The sequence below is a fragment of the Micromonospora sonneratiae genome, assembly GCF_042679305.1.
In the GTDB taxonomy this organism is placed as follows: Bacteria; Actinomycetota; Actinomycetes; order Mycobacteriales; family Micromonosporaceae; genus Micromonospora_H; species Micromonospora_H sonneratiae.
On record NZ_JBHTMP010000011.1, the window covers coordinates 45,446 to 67,123 of the forward strand.

The 21,678-nt window shown below is 68.8% G+C and carries 14 protein-coding genes and 1 pseudogene; 9 read left to right on the plus strand and 6 right to left on the minus strand.

The window, feature by feature from the left end:
• The first annotated feature begins 18 nt into the window (after positions 1-18).
• A complete protein-coding gene (locus tag ACFQ4H_RS09575) occupies positions 19-1,482 on the plus strand; it encodes a nitroreductase family protein (protein ID WP_377569342.1) in 1,464 nt (487 codons plus the stop codon).
• Between the two features lie 6 nt (positions 1,483-1,488).
• Here the strand turns inward: ACFQ4H_RS09575 and ACFQ4H_RS09580 are convergent, their stop codons facing one another.
• Positions 1,489-1,638: a hypothetical protein gene (locus ACFQ4H_RS09580; protein WP_377569343.1), complete on the minus strand. Its 150-nt coding sequence runs from the start codon at positions 1,636-1,638 to the stop codon at positions 1,489-1,491.
• A 264-nt stretch (positions 1,639-1,902) separates the two neighbouring features.
• On the opposite strand from ACFQ4H_RS09580, the gene ACFQ4H_RS09585 reads away from it, so the two are divergent.
• Positions 1,903-2,757: a GNAT family N-acetyltransferase gene (locus ACFQ4H_RS09585; protein WP_377569345.1), complete on the plus strand. Its 855-nt coding sequence runs from the start codon at positions 1,903-1,905 to the stop codon at positions 2,755-2,757.
• Positions 2,758-2,926: 169 nt separating this feature from the next.
• On the opposite strand, the gene fdhF is transcribed toward ACFQ4H_RS09585, so the two are convergent.
• The 4 genes from fdhF to ACFQ4H_RS09605 all read right to left on the minus strand — a co-directional run bounded on the left by fdhF (position 2,927) and on the right by ACFQ4H_RS09605 (position 8,937).
• Positions 2,927-5,668 (minus strand): formate dehydrogenase subunit alpha, encoded by a 2,742-nt coding sequence (gene fdhF / locus ACFQ4H_RS09590; RefSeq protein WP_377569347.1) that lies wholly within the window; start codon positions 5,666-5,668, stop codon positions 2,927-2,929.
• On the minus strand, positions 5,608-7,329 hold the full coding sequence (locus ACFQ4H_RS09595; RefSeq protein WP_377569349.1) for an NAD(P)H-dependent oxidoreductase subunit E: 1,722 nt from the start codon (positions 7,327-7,329) through the stop codon (positions 5,608-5,610). Before ACFQ4H_RS09595 ends, fdhF begins: the two co-directional genes overlap by 61 nt.
• A 402-nt stretch (positions 7,330-7,731) precedes the next feature.
• The gene (locus ACFQ4H_RS09600; RefSeq protein ID WP_377569485.1) at positions 7,732-8,325 is read right to left on the minus strand and encodes an STAS domain-containing protein; all 594 of its coding nucleotides are present in this window, start codon (positions 8,323-8,325) and stop codon (positions 7,732-7,734) included.
• A 204-nt stretch (positions 8,326-8,529) separates the two neighbouring features.
• Complete coding sequence (locus ACFQ4H_RS09605; RefSeq protein ID WP_377569351.1) at positions 8,530-8,937, minus strand: STAS domain-containing protein; 408 nt, start codon at positions 8,935-8,937, stop codon at positions 8,530-8,532.
• A gap of 201 nt (positions 8,938-9,138) precedes the next feature.
• Between ACFQ4H_RS09605 and ACFQ4H_RS09610 the strand changes: the two genes are divergently transcribed.
• From ACFQ4H_RS09610 to ACFQ4H_RS09625, 4 genes are all read left to right on the plus strand, one after another.
• Complete coding sequence (locus ACFQ4H_RS09610) at positions 9,139-9,816, plus strand: response regulator transcription factor (RefSeq protein ID WP_377569353.1); 678 nt, start codon at positions 9,139-9,141, stop codon at positions 9,814-9,816.
• Positions 9,813-11,171 (plus strand): sensor histidine kinase, encoded by a 1,359-nt coding sequence (locus ACFQ4H_RS09615; RefSeq protein ID WP_377569355.1) that lies wholly within the window; start codon positions 9,813-9,815, stop codon positions 11,169-11,171. Before ACFQ4H_RS09610 ends, ACFQ4H_RS09615 begins: the two co-directional genes overlap by 4 nt.
• Complete coding sequence (locus ACFQ4H_RS09620) at positions 11,168-11,737, plus strand: GerMN domain-containing protein (protein WP_377569356.1); 570 nt, start codon at positions 11,168-11,170, stop codon at positions 11,735-11,737. Before ACFQ4H_RS09615 ends, ACFQ4H_RS09620 begins: the two co-directional genes overlap by 4 nt.
• A gap of 1,020 nt (positions 11,738-12,757) precedes the next feature.
• Positions 12,758-13,003, plus strand: a complete 246-nt coding sequence (locus ACFQ4H_RS09625) for a hypothetical protein (protein WP_377569358.1) — start codon at positions 12,758-12,760, stop codon at positions 13,001-13,003.
• A gap of 75 nt (positions 13,004-13,078) precedes the next feature.
• Here ACFQ4H_RS09625 and ACFQ4H_RS09630 read toward each other — a convergent pair whose 3' ends face one another.
• Positions 13,079-16,588 (minus strand): M28 family peptidase, encoded by a 3,510-nt coding sequence (locus ACFQ4H_RS09630; RefSeq protein WP_377569360.1) that lies wholly within the window; start codon positions 16,586-16,588, stop codon positions 13,079-13,081.
• A 200-nt stretch (positions 16,589-16,788) separates the two neighbouring features.
• Between ACFQ4H_RS09630 and ACFQ4H_RS09635 the strand changes: the two genes are divergently transcribed.
• The 3 genes and pseudogenes from ACFQ4H_RS09635 to ACFQ4H_RS09645 all read left to right on the plus strand — a co-directional run bounded on the left by ACFQ4H_RS09635 (position 16,789) and on the right by ACFQ4H_RS09645 (position 21,652).
• Positions 16,789-19,497, plus strand: coding sequence for a helix-turn-helix transcriptional regulator (locus ACFQ4H_RS09635; protein ID WP_377569361.1), 2,709 nt, complete (start codon positions 16,789-16,791; stop codon positions 19,495-19,497).
• Positions 19,494-20,528, plus strand: a pseudogene (locus tag ACFQ4H_RS09640) (tyrosine-type recombinase/integrase). The gene ACFQ4H_RS09635 and the pseudogene ACFQ4H_RS09640 overlap by 4 nt, the downstream one beginning before the upstream one ends.
• Before the next feature lie 593 nt (positions 20,529-21,121).
• Positions 21,122-21,652 (plus strand): AAA family ATPase, encoded by a 531-nt coding sequence (locus ACFQ4H_RS09645; protein ID WP_377569363.1) that lies wholly within the window; start codon positions 21,122-21,124, stop codon positions 21,650-21,652.
• Positions 21,653-21,678: the final 26 nt, after the last annotated feature.

Here is a 21,678-nt window from a genome sequence, read left to right on the forward strand (position 1 = left end):
AGGGAGAGCCGCTGCACCATGTCCGCCAGCCACACCTACCACCGGCTGACCAACTACTCACCGGAACGTCCCTGGCACGAACCCCTCGACGACCCGCGTCTCGTCACCGGATTCGAAATCTGCGACAAGGACCGCCGCCCACCAGAGTTCAAGACCTACGACGAAGGGCTCCCCGTCGTCGACCTTCCCGTCGACCTGCCCCGCCACCCTCTTCCCGCCACCGCCGTACTCGGCGGTGCCACAGCCGCCGGACGGCACGACCTGACCCTGGCCGAGCTGGCCCGCCTGCTCTACTACAGCGGCGGCATCGTCCGCTACCGCGACACTGCCGACGGCCGCGTCCATTACCGTGCGGCCGGTTCCGCCGGCAACCGGCACCCCTTGGAGCTCTACGCGGTCACCAGCGGCCTGGCCGGCCTCCCCGGTGGGGTGTGGCACCACGACCCGCTCGGCCACCGGCTACGGCACATCGCACCGGCACCCGCACGAGACGGTGCGACCTTCCTCGTCGTCACCGGTGTGCCGTGGCGGGCCGCGTGGAAGTACGCCGAGCGTGCCTGGCGGCACCTGTGGTGGGACTGCGGCACCCTGTTGGCACAACTACTCGCCCTCGCCGACGCGGCAGGCCTCCCCGCCCGGCTACAACTGGCTTTTCCCGACCAGGCCGTCGCCACCCTGGTCGGGGCAGATGACGTGGACGAATTCCCTCTCGCCCTCGTGGTGCTCGCCGATGGCGAGCCCGCCCTGACGCCCACCAGCCAGGCGCAACACGGAAAACTGGTCAACGATCCCACCAGGTTCCCTCTCATCACAGCGATCCAGCAGGCCACCGAGTCGGCAACCTGCTGGCCAACCACCATTCCACGGGCCCGCCGGGCTCCCGCCGTACCGCCCCTGCCGTCCCGATTGACCCTGGAGGACGTGGTCCTCCGACGCGGATCGGCTCGACGATTCGACACCCATGCGACACTGCCCCTGTCTGCGGTGACCTGGGCAATGGCAGTCGCCACCCGCCCGGTCCGATGGGACGCCGGGCCATCCCTGCTGCACCACCACCTCATCCTGCACAGTGTCGACAAAACGCGCCCCGGTATCCACCGCTGGCGCGACGGACACCTGGCCCCGGTCAGCACCGGCGACCAGCGTCAGGCCACCCACCACTACTGTCTCGGCACTGATCTCGCCCGCGATGCCGCATGGCTGGCCATCCACGGCACCGACCTATCCGCGACCCTGGACCGGCTCGGCGAACGCGGCTACCGCGCCGCCGGCCTCGAAGCCGGCCTCGTCACCGGCCGACTGCACCTGGCCGCCCACGCTCTTGGCCACGCCGCCACCGGGTTAGTCGTCAACGATGAACTCACCCCCGCGTTCCTGCGCAGCGACACCACCACTCTGCTCTCCACCGCCCTCGGGCTGCGGGTCCACCAGACAACCCCTGGCGGCACGCCGCGCAGACCGGCTCGTCTACGCCCCGGGTGACAAGCATCAACGCCAACGCGTCCGCAGGTAGGACAGCCTCTGATTCACTCCGGGTGGAAAGAGCGGTGCGGCGTAGAGGATCTGCTGCTCGTCTGCGCAACCCGCTGCCGGTCGGCTGCGCCGGGCCACCGAGTTGGCAGTGCTGTCGGCGCGCACCGGGCAGATGGTGGCACGGACTCGCCGCCGCCGGCCCGGTGACCTGCCCACGTCCGCGACTCGCCTGGTCAGCCTGCACGACCCAGATGCCGTCCGATCGCCGAAGGGCACGGACAGACTGAAACTGCGTTGACAGTGACACCGGCGGACGTGCCTACTACTGCCCATCGGCGCGCCGTCGCGCCAGCCCGACGTCAGATGTCAGGGCCGGTCGGCGGACAATTGGCGGCAGGGAAAGGGCAGAGGATCATGGGTGGCTCGGGCATGGACGCGCTGATCTGGAAAGAGTTCGGCGAGGAGCACCTCGCGGCGCTGACCGATCTGGCCGAGGCGTGCCTGGCCGTCGACGGTGGGCTGCCGCTGTTCACCGGCTCTGCGCTGCTGCGGGCCCGGCTGCTGCAGTCCCGTACGTTCGGCGCCTGGCACGAGGGCGGCCTGGTCGCGGCCGTGAGCGTCGGCACCGCCAGGCAGCCGGCCACCAGCACCGGCCTGGTGCATCCGGACTGGCGGGGGCAGGGCGTCGGTAGCCGGCTGCTGAGCTGGGCGGACGACCAGGCCGGCAACAACGATCTGCTGCTGACCACCGAGTCGTGGAGCCCGGACGCGGACGCCCTCTTCACCGCGCGCGGCTTCGAGCGGACCTTCGCCGAGTGGGTGTTACGGCACGACCTCGCCGCCCTCCCAGAGGTCGCCCACCCCGACGGCGTTATCACCGAGCCGGTGACGCTCGATTCAGAGCTGTTCGCGACCTACCGGGCATCCTTCGCGGACCGGCCCGGCTTCGTCGAGCCTGCGGCCGAGGAATGGCTGGAGGATCTGCGGGAGGACGACGGATACCGGTCGGACCTGTCGCTGATCGCTCGCGGTCCCGACGGTACGGCGGTCGGCTTCCTCAACGTCATCGACAACTGGATCGACCAGGTGGGTGTGGTCCCCGCCTGGCGGGGCCGGCGGGTCGGCGCCTACCTGGTGGTAACCGTACTTCGGTCGCTGGCCGCCGACGGTGCCCAGGAGGCGTGGCTGTGCGTCAACGACGACAATCCGGCCGCCGCCCTGTACCGGCGGCTCGGCTTCCGCGACGCCGGCCGCCGCGCCCGCTATCTGCACCGCCGCGGGTAACCGACGCCACCCAGAACCTTTTCGGCCCTGTGGTTCGGTAGCTGTCCCGATCACAGCTACCCAACCGCAGGGCCACGGCAGCGCGATCACGAAGATGTCGGGTTGCGGCGAAGGGCACCTACGTCACCAGCGAAAGTCAGCCAGAGCCGTTGGCGAGACAACCGCAGAACTAGCTGGGGCGCAGGGCGACGGCGGTGACCTTGTATTCGGGGCATCCGGTGGTGGTGTCGGCGCAGTCCGAGGTGAGGGCGTTGGTGGGCCGGTCCGGGAAGGCGAAGGTGGTGAAGACCTGGCCACGGGCGACGGTGTCGGTGAGGCTGACCGGGAAGGTCACCCGGTCGCGCCGGCTGGTCACTTCGACCAGGTCGCCGTCGGCGAGCCCGAGCCGGGCTGCGTCGTCGGGGTGCAGGTCGAGCACCTCCCGGGGAGACAGGTCAAGGTCGGGGGTGCGGCGACTCATCGACCCGCTGTTGTAGTGCGGCAGACGGCGGCCGGTGACGAGCAGGAACGGGAAGCGTTGGTCGGGTTGTTCGCCGGGTGGTAGGTACGGGCGTGCGGCCAGGGCAGCCCGGCCGTCCGGGGTGGCGAACCGGTCGAGGTAGAGACGCGACTCCCCGGGCTGGTCCGGCCCACGGCAGGGCCAGTGCAGCGGACCCTCCTGGTCGAGCCGGTCGTGGGAGATCCCGGCGAAGGTCGGGGTCAGGCTGGCGCACTCGGCCATCGCGTCGGCCGGGGTCGGGCAGCCGAGGTCGGCGTCCATGCGCTGGGCGAGTAGGTGGAGGATCTCGAAGTCGGTCTTGGCTTCCCCGGGTGATGGCAGTGCCGGGTGGACCCGCTGTACGCGGCGTTCGAAGTTGACGAAGGTGCCGTCCTTCTCCAGGAAGGAGGCGGCGGGGAGGACCACGTCGGCGTGTTCGGCGGTGCGGGACAGGAACAGGTCGTGGCAGACGACGAGGTCGCAGGCTGCCAGCGCGGCTTGGACGCGGCGGGTGTCGGGGTCGGTCTGGGCGATGTCCTCGCCGATGACGTACAGGGCGTGGAGCCGGCCGGTGGTGGCGGCGGCGAACATGTCCAGGATGCGCAGCCCGGGCCGTTCGGGCACCTCGACGCCCCAGGCACGCGAGAAGCGGGTTCGGATGCGCGGGGCGGTGATCGGTTGGTAGCCGGGGAGCAGGTCCGGCAGGGCGCCCATGTCGGAGGCGCCCTGGACGTTGTTCTGCCCGCGCAGGGTGAGTACCCCGCAGCCGTCGAGGGTGCCGACCGCGCCTTTGAGGATGGCCAGGTTCGTCAGGGTCCGGACGCCGTCGGTGCCGTGGGTGTGTTCGGTGATGCCGAGGCCGTAGACGATCGCCGGCGTTCGGGCGCTGCCGTAGAGGCGGGCAGCCTCTGCCAGGGGCGTGGGGTCGACGCCGGCAAGGTGGGCAGCCCGGTCGAGCGGGTAGTCGCGCAGCAGTTCGGTGAGTTCGTCGAATCCGCTGGTCCGTTCGCGGACGAAGGTCTGGTCGACGTGGCCGTTGTCGAGTAGGGCGCGGGCGATGCCGTTGAAGACGGCTACGTTGGATCCCGGCCGGGCCTGCACGTGGACGTCGGCGAAGCCGACCAGGTCGATCCGGCGGGGGTCGATGACGACGAGCCGGGCACCGTCGAGGACGCGCTGCTTGATCCGGGCACCGATGACCGGGTGGGCCTCGGTCGGGTTCGCCCCGGCGACCAGGATGCAGTCGGCCCGGTCGAGGTCGTCGAAGGGGTTCGTACCGCCGGCCATGCCGAACGAGGCGGTCAGTCCGGCCGCCGACGGCGAGTGGCAGAGCCGGGAACAGTTGTCGATGTTGTTGGTGTGTAGGACGGTTCGGGCGAACTTCTGGGCCAGGTAGTTCTCCTCGTTGGTCGCCCGCGCCGAGGAGATCATTGCGATCGCCTCGCCGCCGTACCGGTCGCGGACGGCGGTCAGTCGGTCCGCTACCGCGTCGAGTGCTTCCTCCCAGGTGGCGGGTCGCAGGGGTGAGTCCCGGCCGGCTTCCCGGATGAGCGGCGTGGTGAGCCGGTCGCGGGATCGGGTGAAGGCGTACGCGAAGCGGCCCTTCACGCAGGCGTGGCCGCGGTTGACCGGGGCGCCGTGGACCGGGGTGATCGCGGCGACCTGTTCGTCACGGACGTGTACCCGAAGGGAGCAGCCGACTCCGCAGTAGCCGCAGGTCGTGGTGGTGGCGCGGTCGATCGGCGCCGGATCGAGTAGCCCCGGCTCGGCCAGCGCTCCGGTCGGGCAGGTGTCGACGCACCCGCCGCAGGCCACGCAGGGCGAGGAGATCCACTCCTCGCCGGTGCCGGCCACGACGACGGTGTCGAATCCCCGTCCGGCCATGGAGAGTGCGAAGGTGCCCTGTACCTCGGCGCACATCCGCACGCACCGGCCGCAGGCAATGCACAGGTCACGGTCGAGTTTCACGTACGGGTGTGAACGGTCGACGTCCCGGGCGTGGCCGGAACCGTGGAACTGGCTTCCAGTGATCCCGAAGCGCTGGCAGGCGCGGACCAGTTCGCTACGATCGGCCGGGATCCGCAACGCCCGCTCCGGTTGCTCGGAGACGAGTAGTTCCAGCGCGAGCCGCGCCGCGCCGGCCGCCCGCGGATCGTCGGTCCGCACCGCCATGCCCTCTCGGACCGGCATCGTGCAGGAGGTGACCGGCCGGCCGCCGTCCACGCTGACCAGGCAGACCCGGCAGGATCCCTGCGGCGAGACCCGCTCGTCGAAGCAGAGTCCCGGCAGGTCTGTCCCGGCCGCACGCGCGGCAGCTAAAATACTGCTTCCCTCGGCCGCCTCGACGGGGATGCCGTCAACGGTCAGTCGGATCATGGCGACGACCGGGAGAATTCGTCGGAGTACGCCCGGGTCACGCTTCGTACGGCGCATGCCACCCCACGCCCGAACGCGCAGAGACTCGCCGCGTCCAGCACCTCCAGCAGTGGCTCCTGCCGCGCCAGCAACCCCGCTGGCTGGCCCGACTCGTCGATCTGCTCGGCGAGTTCCAGGCCTCGGCGGGTGCCGACCCGGCACGGGGTGCAGGCACCGCAGCTTTCCGCCGCGCCGAACGCCCACTCGTGCCGCAGGATCGCCGCCGCCGGTAGCTCGGTGTCGAACGCGATCAGACTGGCGTGTCCCAGCGGCACCCCGGCCTGCCCCAGCGGTTTGGTCAGCAGCGGCAGGTCGAGCTGAACCGGGGTGAGAAACCCGCCGAGCGGTCCGCCGACCTGCACCGCCCGCAGGGTACGGCCGTCACGCAGACCGCCGCCGAGATCCTCCACCAGATACCGCAGCGGCACACCGTACTCGACCTCGTACACCCCGGGCCGGCGGAACAACTGGCTCAGGCAGACCAGTTTCGTGCCCGGCTCGTCGGGATGGCCGAGCCGGGCGTACGCGGCCCCGCCGTGCCGCACTATCCACGGGACGGCGGCCAGCGTCTCCACGTTGTTCAACACTGTCGGCCGCCCGAGGAAGCCCTTGCTGGTCGGGTACGGGGGCCGGGGGCGGGCATCGCCGCGCAGGCCGGAGACGGTGTGCATCAACGCCGTCTCCTCCCCGGCGACGTACGACCCGGCGCCCTCGACGACCTCGACGTCGAAGTCGAACCCGGAGCCGTGAACTCCCCGGCCCAGGTGCCCGGCCGCCCGTGCCTCGGCCAGCGCCGCGCGCATCCGGGCGACGGCAAGCGGGTATTCCGACCGGACCAGCACCAACCCGTGACGTGCCCCGACCGTGAAGGCCGCCAATGCCAGCCCTTCCAGAATCCGGTGCGGGTCCTGCTCCATCAGCAACCGGTCACAGTACGAACCAGGATCACCCTCGTCACCGTTCGCGATCACATACCGGGGCCCCGGTTCACCGGCGGCCATCGACCATTTCTTCGCCGTCGGGAAACCAGCCCCGCCCCGACCCCGCAGCCCAGACGCCGCGACCTCACCGCTCACCTGCTCCGGTGACCCGCCGGTCACCACCTCCGGCCACACCTGCCACCCGCCCTCGACGCCGAGCAGCCCGGCCAGCACCACAGGCGGGTCCGCCCGGCTCTCGTACGGAATCGGCGGTGGGGTGCGGATCGACAGGGCGGAGCCGCTGTCAGCGTCGGGCTGCCCGTTGAGCAGACCACCCAGATCCTGGCCGGTGCCCGGCCGACCGCCGTCGAGCACCGCCGGTGAGTCGTAGCAGTACCCGAGGCAGCGCACCGCCTGCAGCGACACCGACCCATCCGGGGCGCACGTGCCCCGGCGCACGCCCAGCACCCGTTCCAGATCCCGAATGTGCTGACCGCCAGTGCTGGCGAAACACGACGCACCCTCGCACACCCGGACGTGCCGCTGGCCACGGCAACCCTCCGCGAAATCTGCGTAGAAGGACACCGTTCCGGTCACCGCTGCGACCGGCAACCCGAATTCGTCCGCGAGCCGTCTCAGGTCGCCCGGGCTGATGCCGCCCTGCGCCCGCTGGACTCCACGCAGCCGCTCCAGCAGCAATGTCCCCGGCCGACCCAGACGCGCCTGCAGGCCGACGAACACCTCCCTCGGCTCGGTCATCACCACGCCCCCAGCGTCACGTCGGCCCTCAGCACGGAAGGTACGTCTCGGGGCTGCGCCAGGACTGACAATCAGCAGCAGGTACCCGAAGGAGATTTGGCCCTTGTCCGGCTGTGATCAATCCCAGCTGCAGATCCTCCGCCGGCCGGGACACCAGGACCTGCATTGTCACCTGAAGGCACCAGCGGCCACCTGGATAACTGATTCTCAGGTCGTTAGGGGTCGTAGAAGGTCAGGAGCGCTTGACCGGCGCCGCTGGTTTTGTGGTTGTGCCGGATCGTGGCGGACATGGTCAGGATGCGCTGTGCTGCGCAGCCACCCGTACAGCAACGCCAGCGATGGTGCCTGCCAACCAACCCGACGCCGCGCCCGACCGGACCGCCCGGTCCGCTACCGCACCCATCAGGCAAGACTGGCCAGCGCATGTTCACTGTTCTCGAAAATCGGAAACACGCTCTCCAGCCGCATGGTGTGCAGGACGGTACGGATGAAGCGGGACGGTGCCGCCAGGCAGAGGGTGCCACCACATTGTTTGGCGTCACGGTGTGCCCGTACCAGGACCCCCAGACCGGTCGAGTCGATCAGACTCACCCTGGCCAGGTCGAGGACGACCAATTGCCGTACCGACAGGGCGACGGTGAGCAGTTGGCGCAACTCGTCGGCGACGAGCAGGTCGACATCACCCACGAGTCGCACGACGGCCGCGAACCGCTCGTATTCGATTCCTACATCACAACGGTGGCGCGGCTCAGGGTGCCGCGTTCCGTCCACGGGCGCATGCCTTCGCGTCGTCGCGCATCGGGGACACCGGTGCGGCCCGATGGCGAACGGGGAACCGCTCCAACCGTGCGCCGTGGTAAGCGGCCAGACCACGTCATCTCGGACACTCCCGGCCGCCCCGGTGACAACTACGCCGCATCCGTCACAGATCATATGGACAGCCGCGCCCTGCCGACCGGGTACCACGGTCATCACGGCCTCCACGCCGTCGTGCATGGCGAGTACGGAATCCGGCTGGGCGAACACCGCTACCGGATCCAGGGAGTCGCTGGATCGCGGATCGCGACCGTCAGCGCGGGATGTGGTCTGGGTGCGTGGCAGAGCCGGGCTCGAACCGATACCCGGCCCTGCCACACGTTCTTCCCGGAATCGGCACCATCGCGCTCTGGTGCCGGCGACCGCTGCGCGGCCCGAGACCCCTCATCTGCCCATCCGGCCGAAGGCTTCGCACTGGTCGGATGCCTCGTTTCGCCCACCGTTCGCGCGCTGTGCCGTCGCCCCCGTGGAGTCGGACTCCACTTGGAGGACCTGGTCCACGCGCGCGATCTCCAGAAGCCGCCGCAGCCGTGTCGAGGGCGACCGCAGGGTGAGTTGGCTACCCACCCGCCAACTGCGGCGGTGCAGGTCGAGCAAGAGCGCGATCCCGGCCGCATCGACATACCGACACCCGGCGAGGTCGATCACGATCTCCGCCGGACGCCGGTCGAGGGCCTCGTCGAGCAGAGCGGCGACCCGTGGGATCGCCGCGATGTCCAGCAGGTGGGTAACGGCCACCTCGACCCGAAGGGGCTGGGGACCACCTGCCGGGTCCAACTTGTTCCCAGACATCTCGCCTCCCTTCGCGCCGCTCTGCCGACGCCACCAGCCTGGATCATGGCTATCGCGGTATCCCCGCGATCGCATGACGGTTTCATGACATTCCACCGAATCGTGCCGCGGCACGTGGCAGGCAACCGCCCCCTCCACAGCGGTGTTTTCTTGACCTTGACGATTTCCGCGATCAGGCAGGCCGGCGGGATGATGGTGGGCATGACAGGTGTGCTGGTGATCGAGGACGACGACCGCATCCGACTGTCTCTGATCCTCGCTCTGCAGGACGAGGGCTACCGCGTCCGTGGGGCGGGGACCGCTGAGGAGGGCATTGCTGAGCAGCGCCGCGACCCGGCCGACACCGTCCTGGTCGACCTCATGCTGCCGGGGCTCGACGGATACGAGTGCATTCGTGAGCTCCGACGGGCCGACGCCGTACCGATCGTCGTGATCAGCGCCCGAGACGACACCCACGACGTCGTCGCGGCGCTGGAGGCGGGAGCGGACGACTACCTGGTCAAACCCGTCGCGGTGAAGGAACTGTCCGCCCGACTACGGGCACTACGCCGCCGACTACGGGCGGCCACGATGACGCCCGTACCCACGATGCGCTTCGGACATCTCGAGGTGGTACCCGAGGCCGGTGAGGTCCGACTCCGCGGCGAACCGGTCCCGGTGACCCGTACCGAGTTCCGATTGCTGTGCGAGCTGGCCCACCATGCTGGTCGGGTCCTCAGCCGCCAACAGCTCCTCGAACGGGTCTGGGACTACACAGTCGGAGACGAACGGCTGGTCGACGTCCACATCGGCCGACTGCGCCAGAAGATCGAGGAGGACACCACCGCACCACGCCACCTCGTCACGGTCCGCGGCCTCGGATACCGGCTCCAGGCATGAGGCGGGCCGGTCTGCACCTCCGGGTCACGGCGGGATTCGCCGTCGGCGCACTGACCCTGTCCACGACGATGGCTCTGGTGTCGTACCAGCTAACCCGCAATTCGCTTCTGGTGGAACGGGAGCGTACCGCAGTGCGGGCAGCCTACCTGGAGGCGTCAGTGGTACAGGCCCGGTTGACCGCGGAGCGGCCCGACATCGTGGAGACGCTCCGGTCGCTGAACATGGGCGAGAACCGTCGAGCGGTGGTGCGGCGCAACGGCGTATGGTACGCGCGGAACGCGGACGCGGGCATCACCACCGCGATATCGCCGCAGTTGCGGCAGTTGGTCGAACAGGGCCAGCCGTCCATGCAGCGGGTCAGCATCGACGGGCAGGCCGCCGTGGTTATCGGCCTGCCGTTGTCTTCCTCGACCACCTTCTACCACGTGGATTCGTTGCAGGAACTGGACCACACGTTGCGGGTGCTCAGTCTGGTGCTGACCACGGTGGCGATCATCACGGCCGTGGCCGGTGCCGGTACGGGCTGGTACGTCACCCGCTACACGATGCGGCCGCTGCGCATGGTCACCGACGCCGCTCAGGAAATCAGTAGAGGTGATCTCGATGCCCGCCTCGACGCCGCCACCGAGCCGGACCTCGCCCGGCTCACCTCGTCGTTCAACGACATGGTCGACCAGCTCGCCCGCCGGGTGGAACGGGACCGCCGATTCGCCGCCGATGTCAGCCACGAGCTGCGTTCGCCGCTGCAGACGCTGGCTGCAGCTGTTAGCGTCCTGCAACGGCGCCGGAACAATCTCGACGAGCGCACCGCCACCGCCGTCGAACTGGTCTCCGACGAAATCACCCGGTTTCAGCGACTCGTAGACAATCTGCTGGAACTGGCCCGCAGTGACCGGCCCGCCGAACGGGACCCGGTAGACATGACGAAGCTCGCTCGGCAGGTATGTCGCTCGCGGTACCTTCCGGAGTCACTGGTCGAGCAGCAGGGCCCACCGGGCAGTCAGATTTGGCGGGTCGACCGCCGGCGGACCGAGCAGGTGCTGGGCAACCTTCTTGACAACGCCGCCAAGCACGGCGGCGGCCCGTCGGCTGTTCGGCTGGGCAGGTCGACCGGGCTGTATTACATCGAGGTCGACGATGAGGGTCCAGGAGTCGGCCCTGATGACAAGCTCGTCATCTTCGACCGGTTCGTCCGGGGCCGAACGGCCGGATCGCGCGGCGGGAGCGAGGGTACCGGTCTGGGACTCGCGATAGTCGCGCAGCACGCCTCGGCCCACGGTGGCCGGGTCGCAGTGCAGGACCGCCCCGGCGGGGGTGCCCGGTTCCGGGTCGAAATACCGGAGGTGAAGCCTTGATCCGCCAAGGGCCGTTCCCGGTCCTCGTCGGTCTCGTCGTCGCGTTGACCGGGTGCGGCGTACCCGCCGAGGACGAGCCGCGGAGCGTCGAGCCACCACGTGGCGTACAGCGGGTCACCGCCTCGCCCGCCCCGACGGTCGCCCAGCCGGGCATCTTCGTCGAGCGCCTGTACTACCTCCGCGGTGACCAGTTGGTGCCCGTCGTACGGCAGCTACAGGTCGAACTGACCGCCCAGGCACATCTTGACCTGCTGCTCGCCGGCCCCACCGACGCTGAGGAGGCCGCAGGTCTGACCAGCGCGGTGACCGGCAGCAACGCGGTGACTGGTCTCCGGGTCGGAGACGGTGCAGCGGAGATCGACATCGGCGACGGACTGGCCGGCACCGGACGCAACGACGAGATCCTGGCCTTCGGGCAGATCGTCCTCACCATAACGACCCGGCCCGACGTCAGACAGGTGACGTTCGTGCACAATGGCGAGAGCATCGGCATCCCCCGGGCGGACGGCTCCCTGTCCCGCTCTGCCCTGACCAAGAGCGACTATGCCGCACTGATCTCGAACTGATCAGTCGGGCCGACCCGGTATCGCGTTGCATTTCTCGACTCGCCGACTCTGGTCGCTCGTCACAGGTGCATGCCGTCCGGCTCGGCCGTGCAGATGGCTGTACGGCGGCCAACGCATGGCCCGGCAGAGCCCTGGGCTGACGACATGTCGCCGAAGCGAGAAGTAATTGACCTAGACGAGCACGATCACCAGCCGACGGAGTCGAGCCACACCACCCCTGACGACCACCTCATCGCCAGACGGAAAATGAACGTACGGCTCATCGCTGCCTTCGTGATCGGCGGTGTCGCTGCAGCGACTTGCGAGACTCCCGGGAAGAGCGAAACCGGAACGCCTCGGTTTCACTGGTGGCATTCCCTGCAGCCAGCGGTAGCGGGGGTTCGGACGCCACGGGCATCTTCCAAATGGACGGGCAACTTGCAGTGATTAACGCTGGCCCCGCGCCGATCACGGTTCATGCGTCAACCGGTCAACGACCCGGCGTCGATGTCCGTGACACCGGTCAGTCTCGGCTACTACGGGACTCCGACTGCCGTCGGCGAAGCGCTGGACTCGAAGTGCACCTGGCTGCAACGACGGCGGATCGGCTACGTCCTCGCCGTGCCCCGCAACCAACGCACCCCACCGGGGCAGGCAACTGGCGCCCCGATCTCCTGGCCACCGCCGCACAGACGAAAAAGGGGGCTCCAGATCCGACGATGGCCTCATCCCTCTCACCCTCGGCGAGGTCCGCCGTCTACTGGCACACCTGACCACCACTATCCGACCCTCCGACCACATTCATCGATGGTCGCAATGGTGACGCCGACACCAGTACCTCGCCAAACAAGCCCACTACCAGCGAAGACACCGAATCAACCAGCTACGACTGGAGTACTGACGCCGCTACCGCCCCACGGTCACGACCAAGACTCACATCCACAGCATCGACCGGTCATGATTCAGCGCGAACCCCAACCAAAGGCCCGCAGCCGGATGTAAGCCATAGATCACCCGAAAGCCTGCGGACCGCCCTCTGACATGAGGAAGCTGACCGACATCGCCTGCCTGCTGTACGCACGGATCATCGAACTGGCCGTCGAGCACCACGACCAGCACATGCGGTCCGCTCCGGCCGACGACACAGCGGCCATCCTGACGATCAAGACGGCGGTCGACGTCGCCAGGGCGAAGTGCGTGCTGCGCGACACCCGGCTGGTCCTGGCCTACCTCGACCTGCTCGCCGTGGCTGGACTGGCCGGGGTCGCGTGGTGGATCCTCACCTGAGGTCAGGTCCGACTGCGGAACAAGGGCACAGGACGGGCGGCAGGGTGGGGCGTTCGCCCCACCCTGCCGTTGAACTCAGCCGACCTGCAGGGTCACGTCGTCCAGCACGAAGCTGGTCTGCAGGTAGGCGTCCTCGGTGCCGGTGAAGGTCAGCGTGACCGTCTGGCCGGCGTACGCGCCGAGGTTGACGGTGCGCTGCGTGTAGCCCGCCGCCGCGTTCACGTTGGACAGGGTCACCAGGGTGGTGCCGCCAGCCTTGATGGTGAACACGTCGTAGGCGACCGCCCCGTACTCGTTCGTGTCGATGTGCAGCCAGTAGGTCAGTACCGCACTGGTGCAGCCCGACGGGATGGTGACGGTCTGGCTGATGGCCTCGGTCGCGGTGTAGCCGTATCCGCCGAGCCACGCGTACCGGGTGCCGCTGCGCGGCACCTGCCCGATAGAGGTACCGATCGCGCCGGTGGAGCCGGTCCACGGCGAGGTGCCGCTCTCGAACCCGCCGTTGAGGACCAGCTGGGCGGCGGTGCAGCCGCCCGGCCCGCCGGGCACGGTCAGCGTGTACGTGGTGCTGTGCGACACCGAACCCGTGCCGGTGATGGTGATGGTGTAGGTGCCGCCGGCCACCGACGAGCCGACCGCGATGGTGGCGGTCGACGAGCTGCCGGAGGTCACCGACGACGGGCTGAACGAGACCGTTACGCCCGTGGGGGCGCCGCTGGCGGTCAGGTTCACCGTCTGGGCGCTGCCCGAGGTGGTGGCGGTGCCGACGGTGGTCGTGGTGCTGGACCCCGCGTTCACGGTGCCCGACGCGGGGCTGGCCGAGATCGAGAAGTCGTTGGTCGGCGTCGAGGTGCCGACCGCCCGGTTCCACAGCGTGTAGGCGATGCCGTCGGCAGCCCGGTTCAGCGCGGTGGCGTCGATGTTGCTGAGAGTGTCGCACGAGGAGTGGTAGCAGGAGTCGTACGCCTGACCGGCGGTGCCGCCCCACTTCGACGCCTGGGCCGAGGTCTTGGTGGCGCTGGCGCCCATCGCGTAACCGGAGGTCGGGATGCCCGCGTTCTGGAACGAGTAGTCGTCGGAGCGACCCTGGCCCTCGACGTTCTCCTCCGGCTGCAGGCTGAGGCTGTCCCAGTACGCCTTCATCGGCTGCGACGCGGTCGAGCTGATGTTGTTGATGAAGTAGCCGCCGTTCTTCGACCCGATCATGTCGAAGTTGTAGTAGGCCTTGATCGCGGTCCGCTGGGTGCTGGTGAGGGAGTTGACGTAGAACTTCGAGCCGTTGAGGCCCTGCTCCTCGTCGGTCCACCAGCCGAAGCGGACCTTGTTCAGCATGGTCGGGTTCTGCGCGGCGAGCGCGAGGGCGACCTCGAGCAGCGCCGCCGAGCCGGAGCCGTTGTCGTTGATGCCGGGACCGGCCGAGACGCTGTCCAGGTGGGCGCCGAACATGTAGACGTTGCTGGCGTTGCCGCCGGGCCACTCGGCGATCAGGTTCGGGCCGGCGCCGCTGGTGCAGCCCGAGGTGCAGGGCTGCTCGGTGACGGTGAAGCCGGCGGTCTGCAGCTTGCCCTTGACGTAGGCCACCGACTGCAGGTAGCCCTGGCCGGTCGAGCGGCGGTTGCCGCCGTTGTTGGTGGCGATGGTGTTGAGCTGGGTCAGGTGCGCCTGCACGTTGGACACGCTGATGTCCGGGGCGGTGCCGCCGGGGGTGCCGCCGTTGACCGTCAGCGTGTACTGGGCCGTGTGGGTGACCGACCCGGTGCCGGTCACGGTGATGGTGTACGTGCCCGCAGCCGCACTGGACGTGGTCGCCACCGTCATCGTGGAGCTGTTGCCCGACGTCACCGACGTCGGGCTGAACGACACGGTGACCCCCGACGGGGCACCCGAGGAGGTCAGCGACACGGTCTGGGCGCTGCCGGAGACGGTCGCGGTGTTGACCGTCGCGGTGACCGAGGAGCCCGCGTTGACGCTGCCCGAGGTGGGGCTGACCGAGACGGAGAAGTCGGTGCTGGAACCGGTGCAGGTCGGGTCACCGGTCTGGGCCGGGACCGCGACCGCGTTCCACGCGTCCTTGGTCCGATTGAACAGGACGCACGAGGAGTCCAGGTTCTTCGCGGCGGTCAGGGTCGCGGTGCGGTACTTCTTGTGGGTCATGCCGGAGGTCTTCAGCAGCATGCCGCCGTAGAAGATCTTTCCGGCGGACTGGATGCCCACGCCGGTGACCGACGACGGGCCGCCCGAGCAGATGGGGCTGTTCGGCTTGCCGCCGCCCGGCGCGCTGCCCTCGGCGAGCAGGTAGAACCAGTGGTTGAGCGGACCTGCGGCCGCGTGTACCTCGGTGTTGGGAATCGACGAGGAGTAGCAGTTCGGGTGGCCATCGACCAGCGAAGGGTTGTACATGTTGCGGATCGGGCCGCTGCCGACGAGGTCGATCTCCTCACCGACCAGGTAGTCGGGTTCGTCGTAGGCGCTGGACTGGTTGGCGTATGCCTCGGTCAGGGCGCCGAAGATGTCGCCGGTGGCTTCGCCGAGGCCGGCTTCGGAGCTGGTGCCGCCGGGGGTGTTCTGGTCGAGGCCGTGGCCGAACTCGTGACCCACCACATCCATCGACGAGATCCAGTTGCCTGCCGAGTTCTTGCCGATCGTGATCGTCGAGCCGTCCCAGTAGGCGTTCTGCTCGTTCAGGCCGACCTTGATCGGCCAGCTGCCACCGTTGCCGTTGTGCCCGTTGCGGCCCAGCCAGGCCGACAGCATGTCCCATTCCTTCTGCGCCGAGTACAGTGCGTCGACGCAGCCGGTCTCCTTGCTGGTGCCCACCCCGTTGCCCCAGCTGTCGTCCGCGCCGGAGAAGACGGTACTGGTGCTGTAGTCCTGGCAGTTCAGGCCGGTGCGCGTGGTGTCGCGCAGGTAGTACGTGCTGCCCGACTGCGACGTGGTGATCGACAACGGGCTGGGCCCGTTCCACTTGCCGGTGCCGGAACCCGCCGCGGCGTCCTCCTGCTTGGCCAGCACCTGGCCGTTACGCGCGTCCACGAAGACATGCAGGTGGCTGGGCGCCGAGGCGGTGCGCCCGGCGACGACGACCTCCCACGCGAGTCGTGCGGTGCTGTCCTTGACGTGCACCACCAGGGTGCGCGACTCGACCCGGTCGACCTTGGTGAGCAGGCTCTTGGCGGTCTGCTCGGCGCGGTCGGCGGCGACCGTCGGCACGACGGAGACGTTGATCTTCGTCTTGGTGGCGGCCGAGATCGCCCGGATGGCGCCCCGGCCGTCGGCGAGCACGGCGGCGTCGCCGCCGACCACCGGCAGGCCCCGGTAGGTGCGCTCGTAGGCGATGGAGAACAGCCCGTCGACCCACGGGATCACCATGCGCCGGTCGTACTGCTCGAAGGGGCCTTTCGCCAGCGCGTCGTGACCGCCGTCGGCAGCGCGGTCGGCTGCAGAGATCGCCAGCGACAGCGGGCTCTGCGCAACCGTGGGTGTAGGGGGCGGGGTGGCTGCGGTCGACTGGGTGGCCACCCCGGTCACGGTGCCCAGGGTAAGCGCAACCGCGACAGCGGCCGCCATGGCAGTTCTTCGATACATCGCAATCCTCCCGCCGAGCTGGGTTGAGGGGTGTGGCAGCAGGGCCCGTGTTGATGGGATCTCCGGCAACCGGTGACAGCTCGGCTTTGGCGATGACACTAGGAACGGCGGAGGCTGGCCGAAATCAGGGCAACCCCTTGCTCTGGTGCGCGAAGGACCGTCGGGCGCACTATGATCCGGTGCCAGATTCTGCGACGGCAGTGAATGCGCATCAGGGGGCCACCGGCACCGTGCTGCCAGTGGTGCCAGCCGACGTGTACGGCGCCCGTCGGGTGGTGCTGTTCGGTCCGCCCGGGATCGGCAAGACCGCTGCGGCCGGTGTACTCGGGCAGCAGCTGGGCATGCCTGTCCTAAGGCTGGCTCCGAGCCCACAGGACGCCCAGGTCCCCTACACCGGACTGCTCGAACTCGCACTGGCCCTCCAACCGCTGCCGGCCGCGCGGGAACTCGCGACCGGAATCGACAAGGCCGTCGGAGTGCCGGGCTCTGCCGATCCCGCCGGGACCGCTCTACGGCTGCGCCGGTTGACCGCCACCCTGCTGCTGGACACCCCGCCTCTGACACTGGTGGTGGACAACGCCCAGTGGCTGGATACGGCCAGCGCGGCCGTCTTGCGTTGGGCACTGCGCCTGGCTCCCGACCTTCCCGTCATAGCCGCAGAGCGAATCTGGCGCCCGGGGAGCGAAGGCCACTGGTGCGGCGAGGACCCCTGTGCGGTACGCATCCCGGCGCTGACACCCGATCAGGTCGCAACCCTGCTGTCGCCGTACCGGCTAACCCCCTACGAGGTCACGCAGACCCACATCCGCAGCGGAGGGAACCCGGCCCTAGCCCTCGCATTCGCCGGGGCCCGCAGCCGCGCCACCGACCTGCCGGCCGCTCAGGGTCTCGTAGACGACCTGGTCCTGCCGCCGGCCGCCCGCCGACTGGTGAACGAATGGCTGGGCACTGTGTCGGCCGAAGTTCAGGAACTGTTGACGGTCGCCGCACTCGACGACCGGCCCGACCGCGAACTGCTGAGCCGCCTCGCCGGCCCGCCCGCCGAAAACCTTCTCGCAGAGGCCGAGGCAGCCGGACTGATCAACATCGGGCAGGTCGACGGGAAGATCCGGTTCGCCGCCGCCGCGATCGGTGCCGAACTCGCGGCCCGACCGCCGGTCGCCACACGCAGGCTCCTGCACGCCCGCCTGGCCGAAGCCAGCCGCGACAGCATCCGCCGCGACCGTCACACCACGCTGGCGGCCGACACCAACGACCCGCAGTCGGCCGACTGCGCCGAACTCGCCGCCGCCCGCGCCCGGCTGCGCGGAGAACCCGCACTAGCGGCCGAGCTCTCCCTGCTCGCCGCCGAACGTACCCCGGAGACCGACGCCGACCTGCTCACCGAACGGGCGCTGACCGCCGTACGCGACGCCGCCCACAACGGCGACCTGCCCCGCGGCCAGGCTGCCGTCCGCCTCGTCCTGAACCACGACAGCAGCCCCGCCAACCGCGTCAACGCCCTCATCGCCCTGATCGACTCAGGCGGACAGCACCTGTACAACGGCGACAAGCTGTTCGCCGACGCACTTCACGAAGCGGCCGGACATCCGGACCTGACCGCGCAGATCCTCGTCCGCCAGGCGATCTGGGCCAACGTCAACGGCGATCCCGACCGGGCGTGCGCCCAGGCTGCCCGGGCCGCCAGCCTCGCCCGGAGCGCTGGCGACACCGCCACCACCGCCATGGCCCTCACGATGCAGGCCCGCATCCAACGCATCCTCGGCCGCCCCCAAGCCGAGACCACGCTCGGCCACGCCCTGTCCCTGCCACGCAGCACTCACATCCCCGTCAACGCCAGGCCCGAACAGCTCTCCGCCCGGCACGCCATCTTCGACGACCGTCTGGACGAAGCCCGCAGCGCACTGCTGCCTCTGCTCGTCGAAGCCGAGCGGACCGGAGACGCCGAAGCCACCGTGGATGTCCTGCGCAGCCTCGCCGAAGTCGAGATCCGCGCCGGACGGTGCGGACTGGCCCTCGACTACGCCGGCCGCGCCCTGTCGCTTACCGACAGAGCCGCCTTGGACCCCGCACCAACGTGCTACACCTCCGCCCTGGTCGAGGGCACCGCCTCGTGCACCGACTCCGCCCTCGCTCACGCACGCCGCGGGGCGGACACCTCCCGCCGGGAGGACAACAAAGTCTTCCTCTCCCGAAACCTCTTCGTCCTCGGACATCTTCTCCTGGTCACCGGGCGTCCGAAAGAAGCCCTGGAGGCGCTGGAAGAGGTCCGTACGCTTGAGAAGCGCCAGCAGGTCCGCGACCCGTCCGTCCTGCGCTGGCACGCCGACCTCGCCCAAGCCCTCATCTCCCTCGGCTACCTCGACCAAGCCCGCAAACTGCTGACCGATACCCGTCGCACCGCGACTGATCTAGATAGAAGCTGCGTCCTCCCCGTGCTCGACCGCTCCCAGGCACTCCTGGAAGCCACCCTGGGCAACTACGATGCGGCCGCCGACCTCCTCACCGCAGCAGCCGACCACCTCCGCCACCTGCCCATCGAACACGGTCGAACCCTCCTGGCCCTCAGCCACACCGAACGACGCGGACGCCGACGCGCCAGCGCCCGCACCGCGGCGCAGAGCGCCGCCGACCTCTTCAGCACGCACCAGGCACACCCCTGGATCGAAGCCGCCACCCGCACCCTCCACCGGCTAGAACCCGTTCCCGCAGGTACGGTCCCGCGCCTGACCTCCGCTGAACAGTTGTGCGCTGAGCTAGCCGCCAGCGGAGCGAGTAACCGCGACATCGCCGCCGCCCTCACCATCAGCGTCAAAACGGTCGAAGCAACCCTCACCCGCGTCTACCGGAAACTCGGCCTCCAGTCACGCATCCAACTCGCGCGCACTGTTGTCCCGGCGCGTAAGTGAACTTCCTTAATACTCCAACGTCAGGCGGTGTCGACCCGCTGGCAGCAACCAAGCGGCTGGCTGAGTACGGCGACAGCGTGATGACGCTGGCACTACGCGGCTTGGAACGAAAGACGCTCGATCCGTACCTGGCTGGATGGCGAAAGCGCGTTGTGCCGAGGCGCGGTCACATCCCCGTCCGCATGATTACCAACGGCGCGGTTGACCGGGCCGTTCACGGATGGATCGCGGACGAACACAGCCGATCAACCGTGAAGAACAGTCTCGCCGTACTGGTCCGGGTCATGGAGCAGGCTGTTAGAGACGGCGTCATCCCGCGAACCCGGCACAGGTCACCGGATGGCAGCGCGAATACCAACAAGCCAAGGACGAATTGGACGGCCCACGCACACTCGCACTGCCCAGTTGGGAGGCTCTGACCACACTCGCCGCCGCACTGGTCGAGCGGTCCGCGAATGGCTTCACCGGATGGGCCGACGTGGTCATATTCACCGCCTGCACGGCCGCACGAATCGGCGAGGTCTCCGGCATCCGAGCCGAGGACATCGGCCGATATACGTGAATGTGGACCGTACGACGACAACCCACACCCGGCCCCGGTGGCCTGATCGACAAGGGCACCAAGGGTAAACGTGCCCGTACGGTGCCACTGATCGAGGAGGTACGGCCGATCGTGGCCCGCCGGCCTGGACGCCATCACCAAACCGGACTCACGGCTGTTCACCGGTCCACGCGGTGGCCGGATCAGTACCGCCGTTCTCCGCGACGCGACCCACTGGGATGAGGTGGTAACCAAGCTCGGCTACGAGCACCTACGCCGGCACGACCTACGGCACACCGGGCTCACCTGGATGGCCGACGCTGGCGTACCCGTGCATGTCCTACGGGAGATCGCCGGACACGGGTCGCTCACCACAACCCAGCGGTACCTACACCCCGACCGGCAGTCGATAACCGACGCCGGAACGGCGCTGAGCGCCCACTTGAAGGCTCGCCGGTCCCCAGGTGGTCCCCAGCTACGCGCGGTCTAGATCGCAGCACCCCTACTGTTCCAACACATGAAGAAGGCCGTTGACCAGGGCATACGCCCCGGTCAACGGCCTTCTTTCGTTCTGTCGGGCTGGCCGGATTTGAACCGACGACCCCTTGTTACCAACCGTAGCCAAATTTAGCTTGTCACTGCTTGCCAATAATGGGCGCTGAGCTGCACAGACATGGTCAGACGCTCGCCACTTCTTGTCACTCTTCGTCAACGCTTCGCCGGGGTTTTCGGGGGGTAAACGGGGGGCTTGTGCACAGAGCGGCGATAGGTCTTACCGCCGGCCGCTTCCCTACGGCCGGAACCAACGCTCCCCAAGAAGAGGATCTGCGCTGGCCGCCACAATCCGGTTTCCTGAGGCAGGAGGCTCGTCCCACACCAGCGCAGCATCAGCGGTACGCCAACACCCCCTGCAGCCGCTCGGAAACAACTTCTCCAAGATCCTCACCGACCGGCCATGACCAGGCTTGTGGGCCCCCTCGCCGGATGACGGACGGACCGCGACGATCGGCAGACCAAGTGGCGCGGGCGTGTATGGGTCGGCGCGGACGCCGTCGGGTTGCTCGCGGGCGTTGAATGGGTTCCGTGATCGTATGGCTCAACGGCACCCACGGCGCAGGCAAGACGACAACCAGCGTGCTCGTACAGCAACTCATCCCGGACTCCCGGGTATTCGACGCCGAAAAGGTCGGCGAGACACTCATGGACATCACCCCGGGACTACCCGCCACAGACAACTTCCAGCACTGGCCACCGTGGCGGCAACTCGTCGTCGAGACCGCCCGCCGCGTCCTCGACTACACCGGCGGCACCCTCGTGGTGCCCATGACTGTCCTGATCGAGCCGTACTGGCGCGAGATCAGCACAGGTCTCGCCCATCACGGCATCCCGGTAAGGCACTTCGTACTCCATGCCGACCAGGACATCCTCCGCGCACGCATAGAGGGGGAACACCCCGTCCCGTCCCCGTTCCGCCTCAAGTACCTCCAGCCCTACGCCGAGGCGGCCCGCACGTGGCTGCACGCCGAAGCCGAGGTCGTCAACACCACACACCTCACACCCACCCAAGCCGCCCTCCAGATCGCCCTCCAAAACTCAGCCAGCGACGGAGGGTAAGAGCCCTCGCCGAGCTGAGCCGTCCG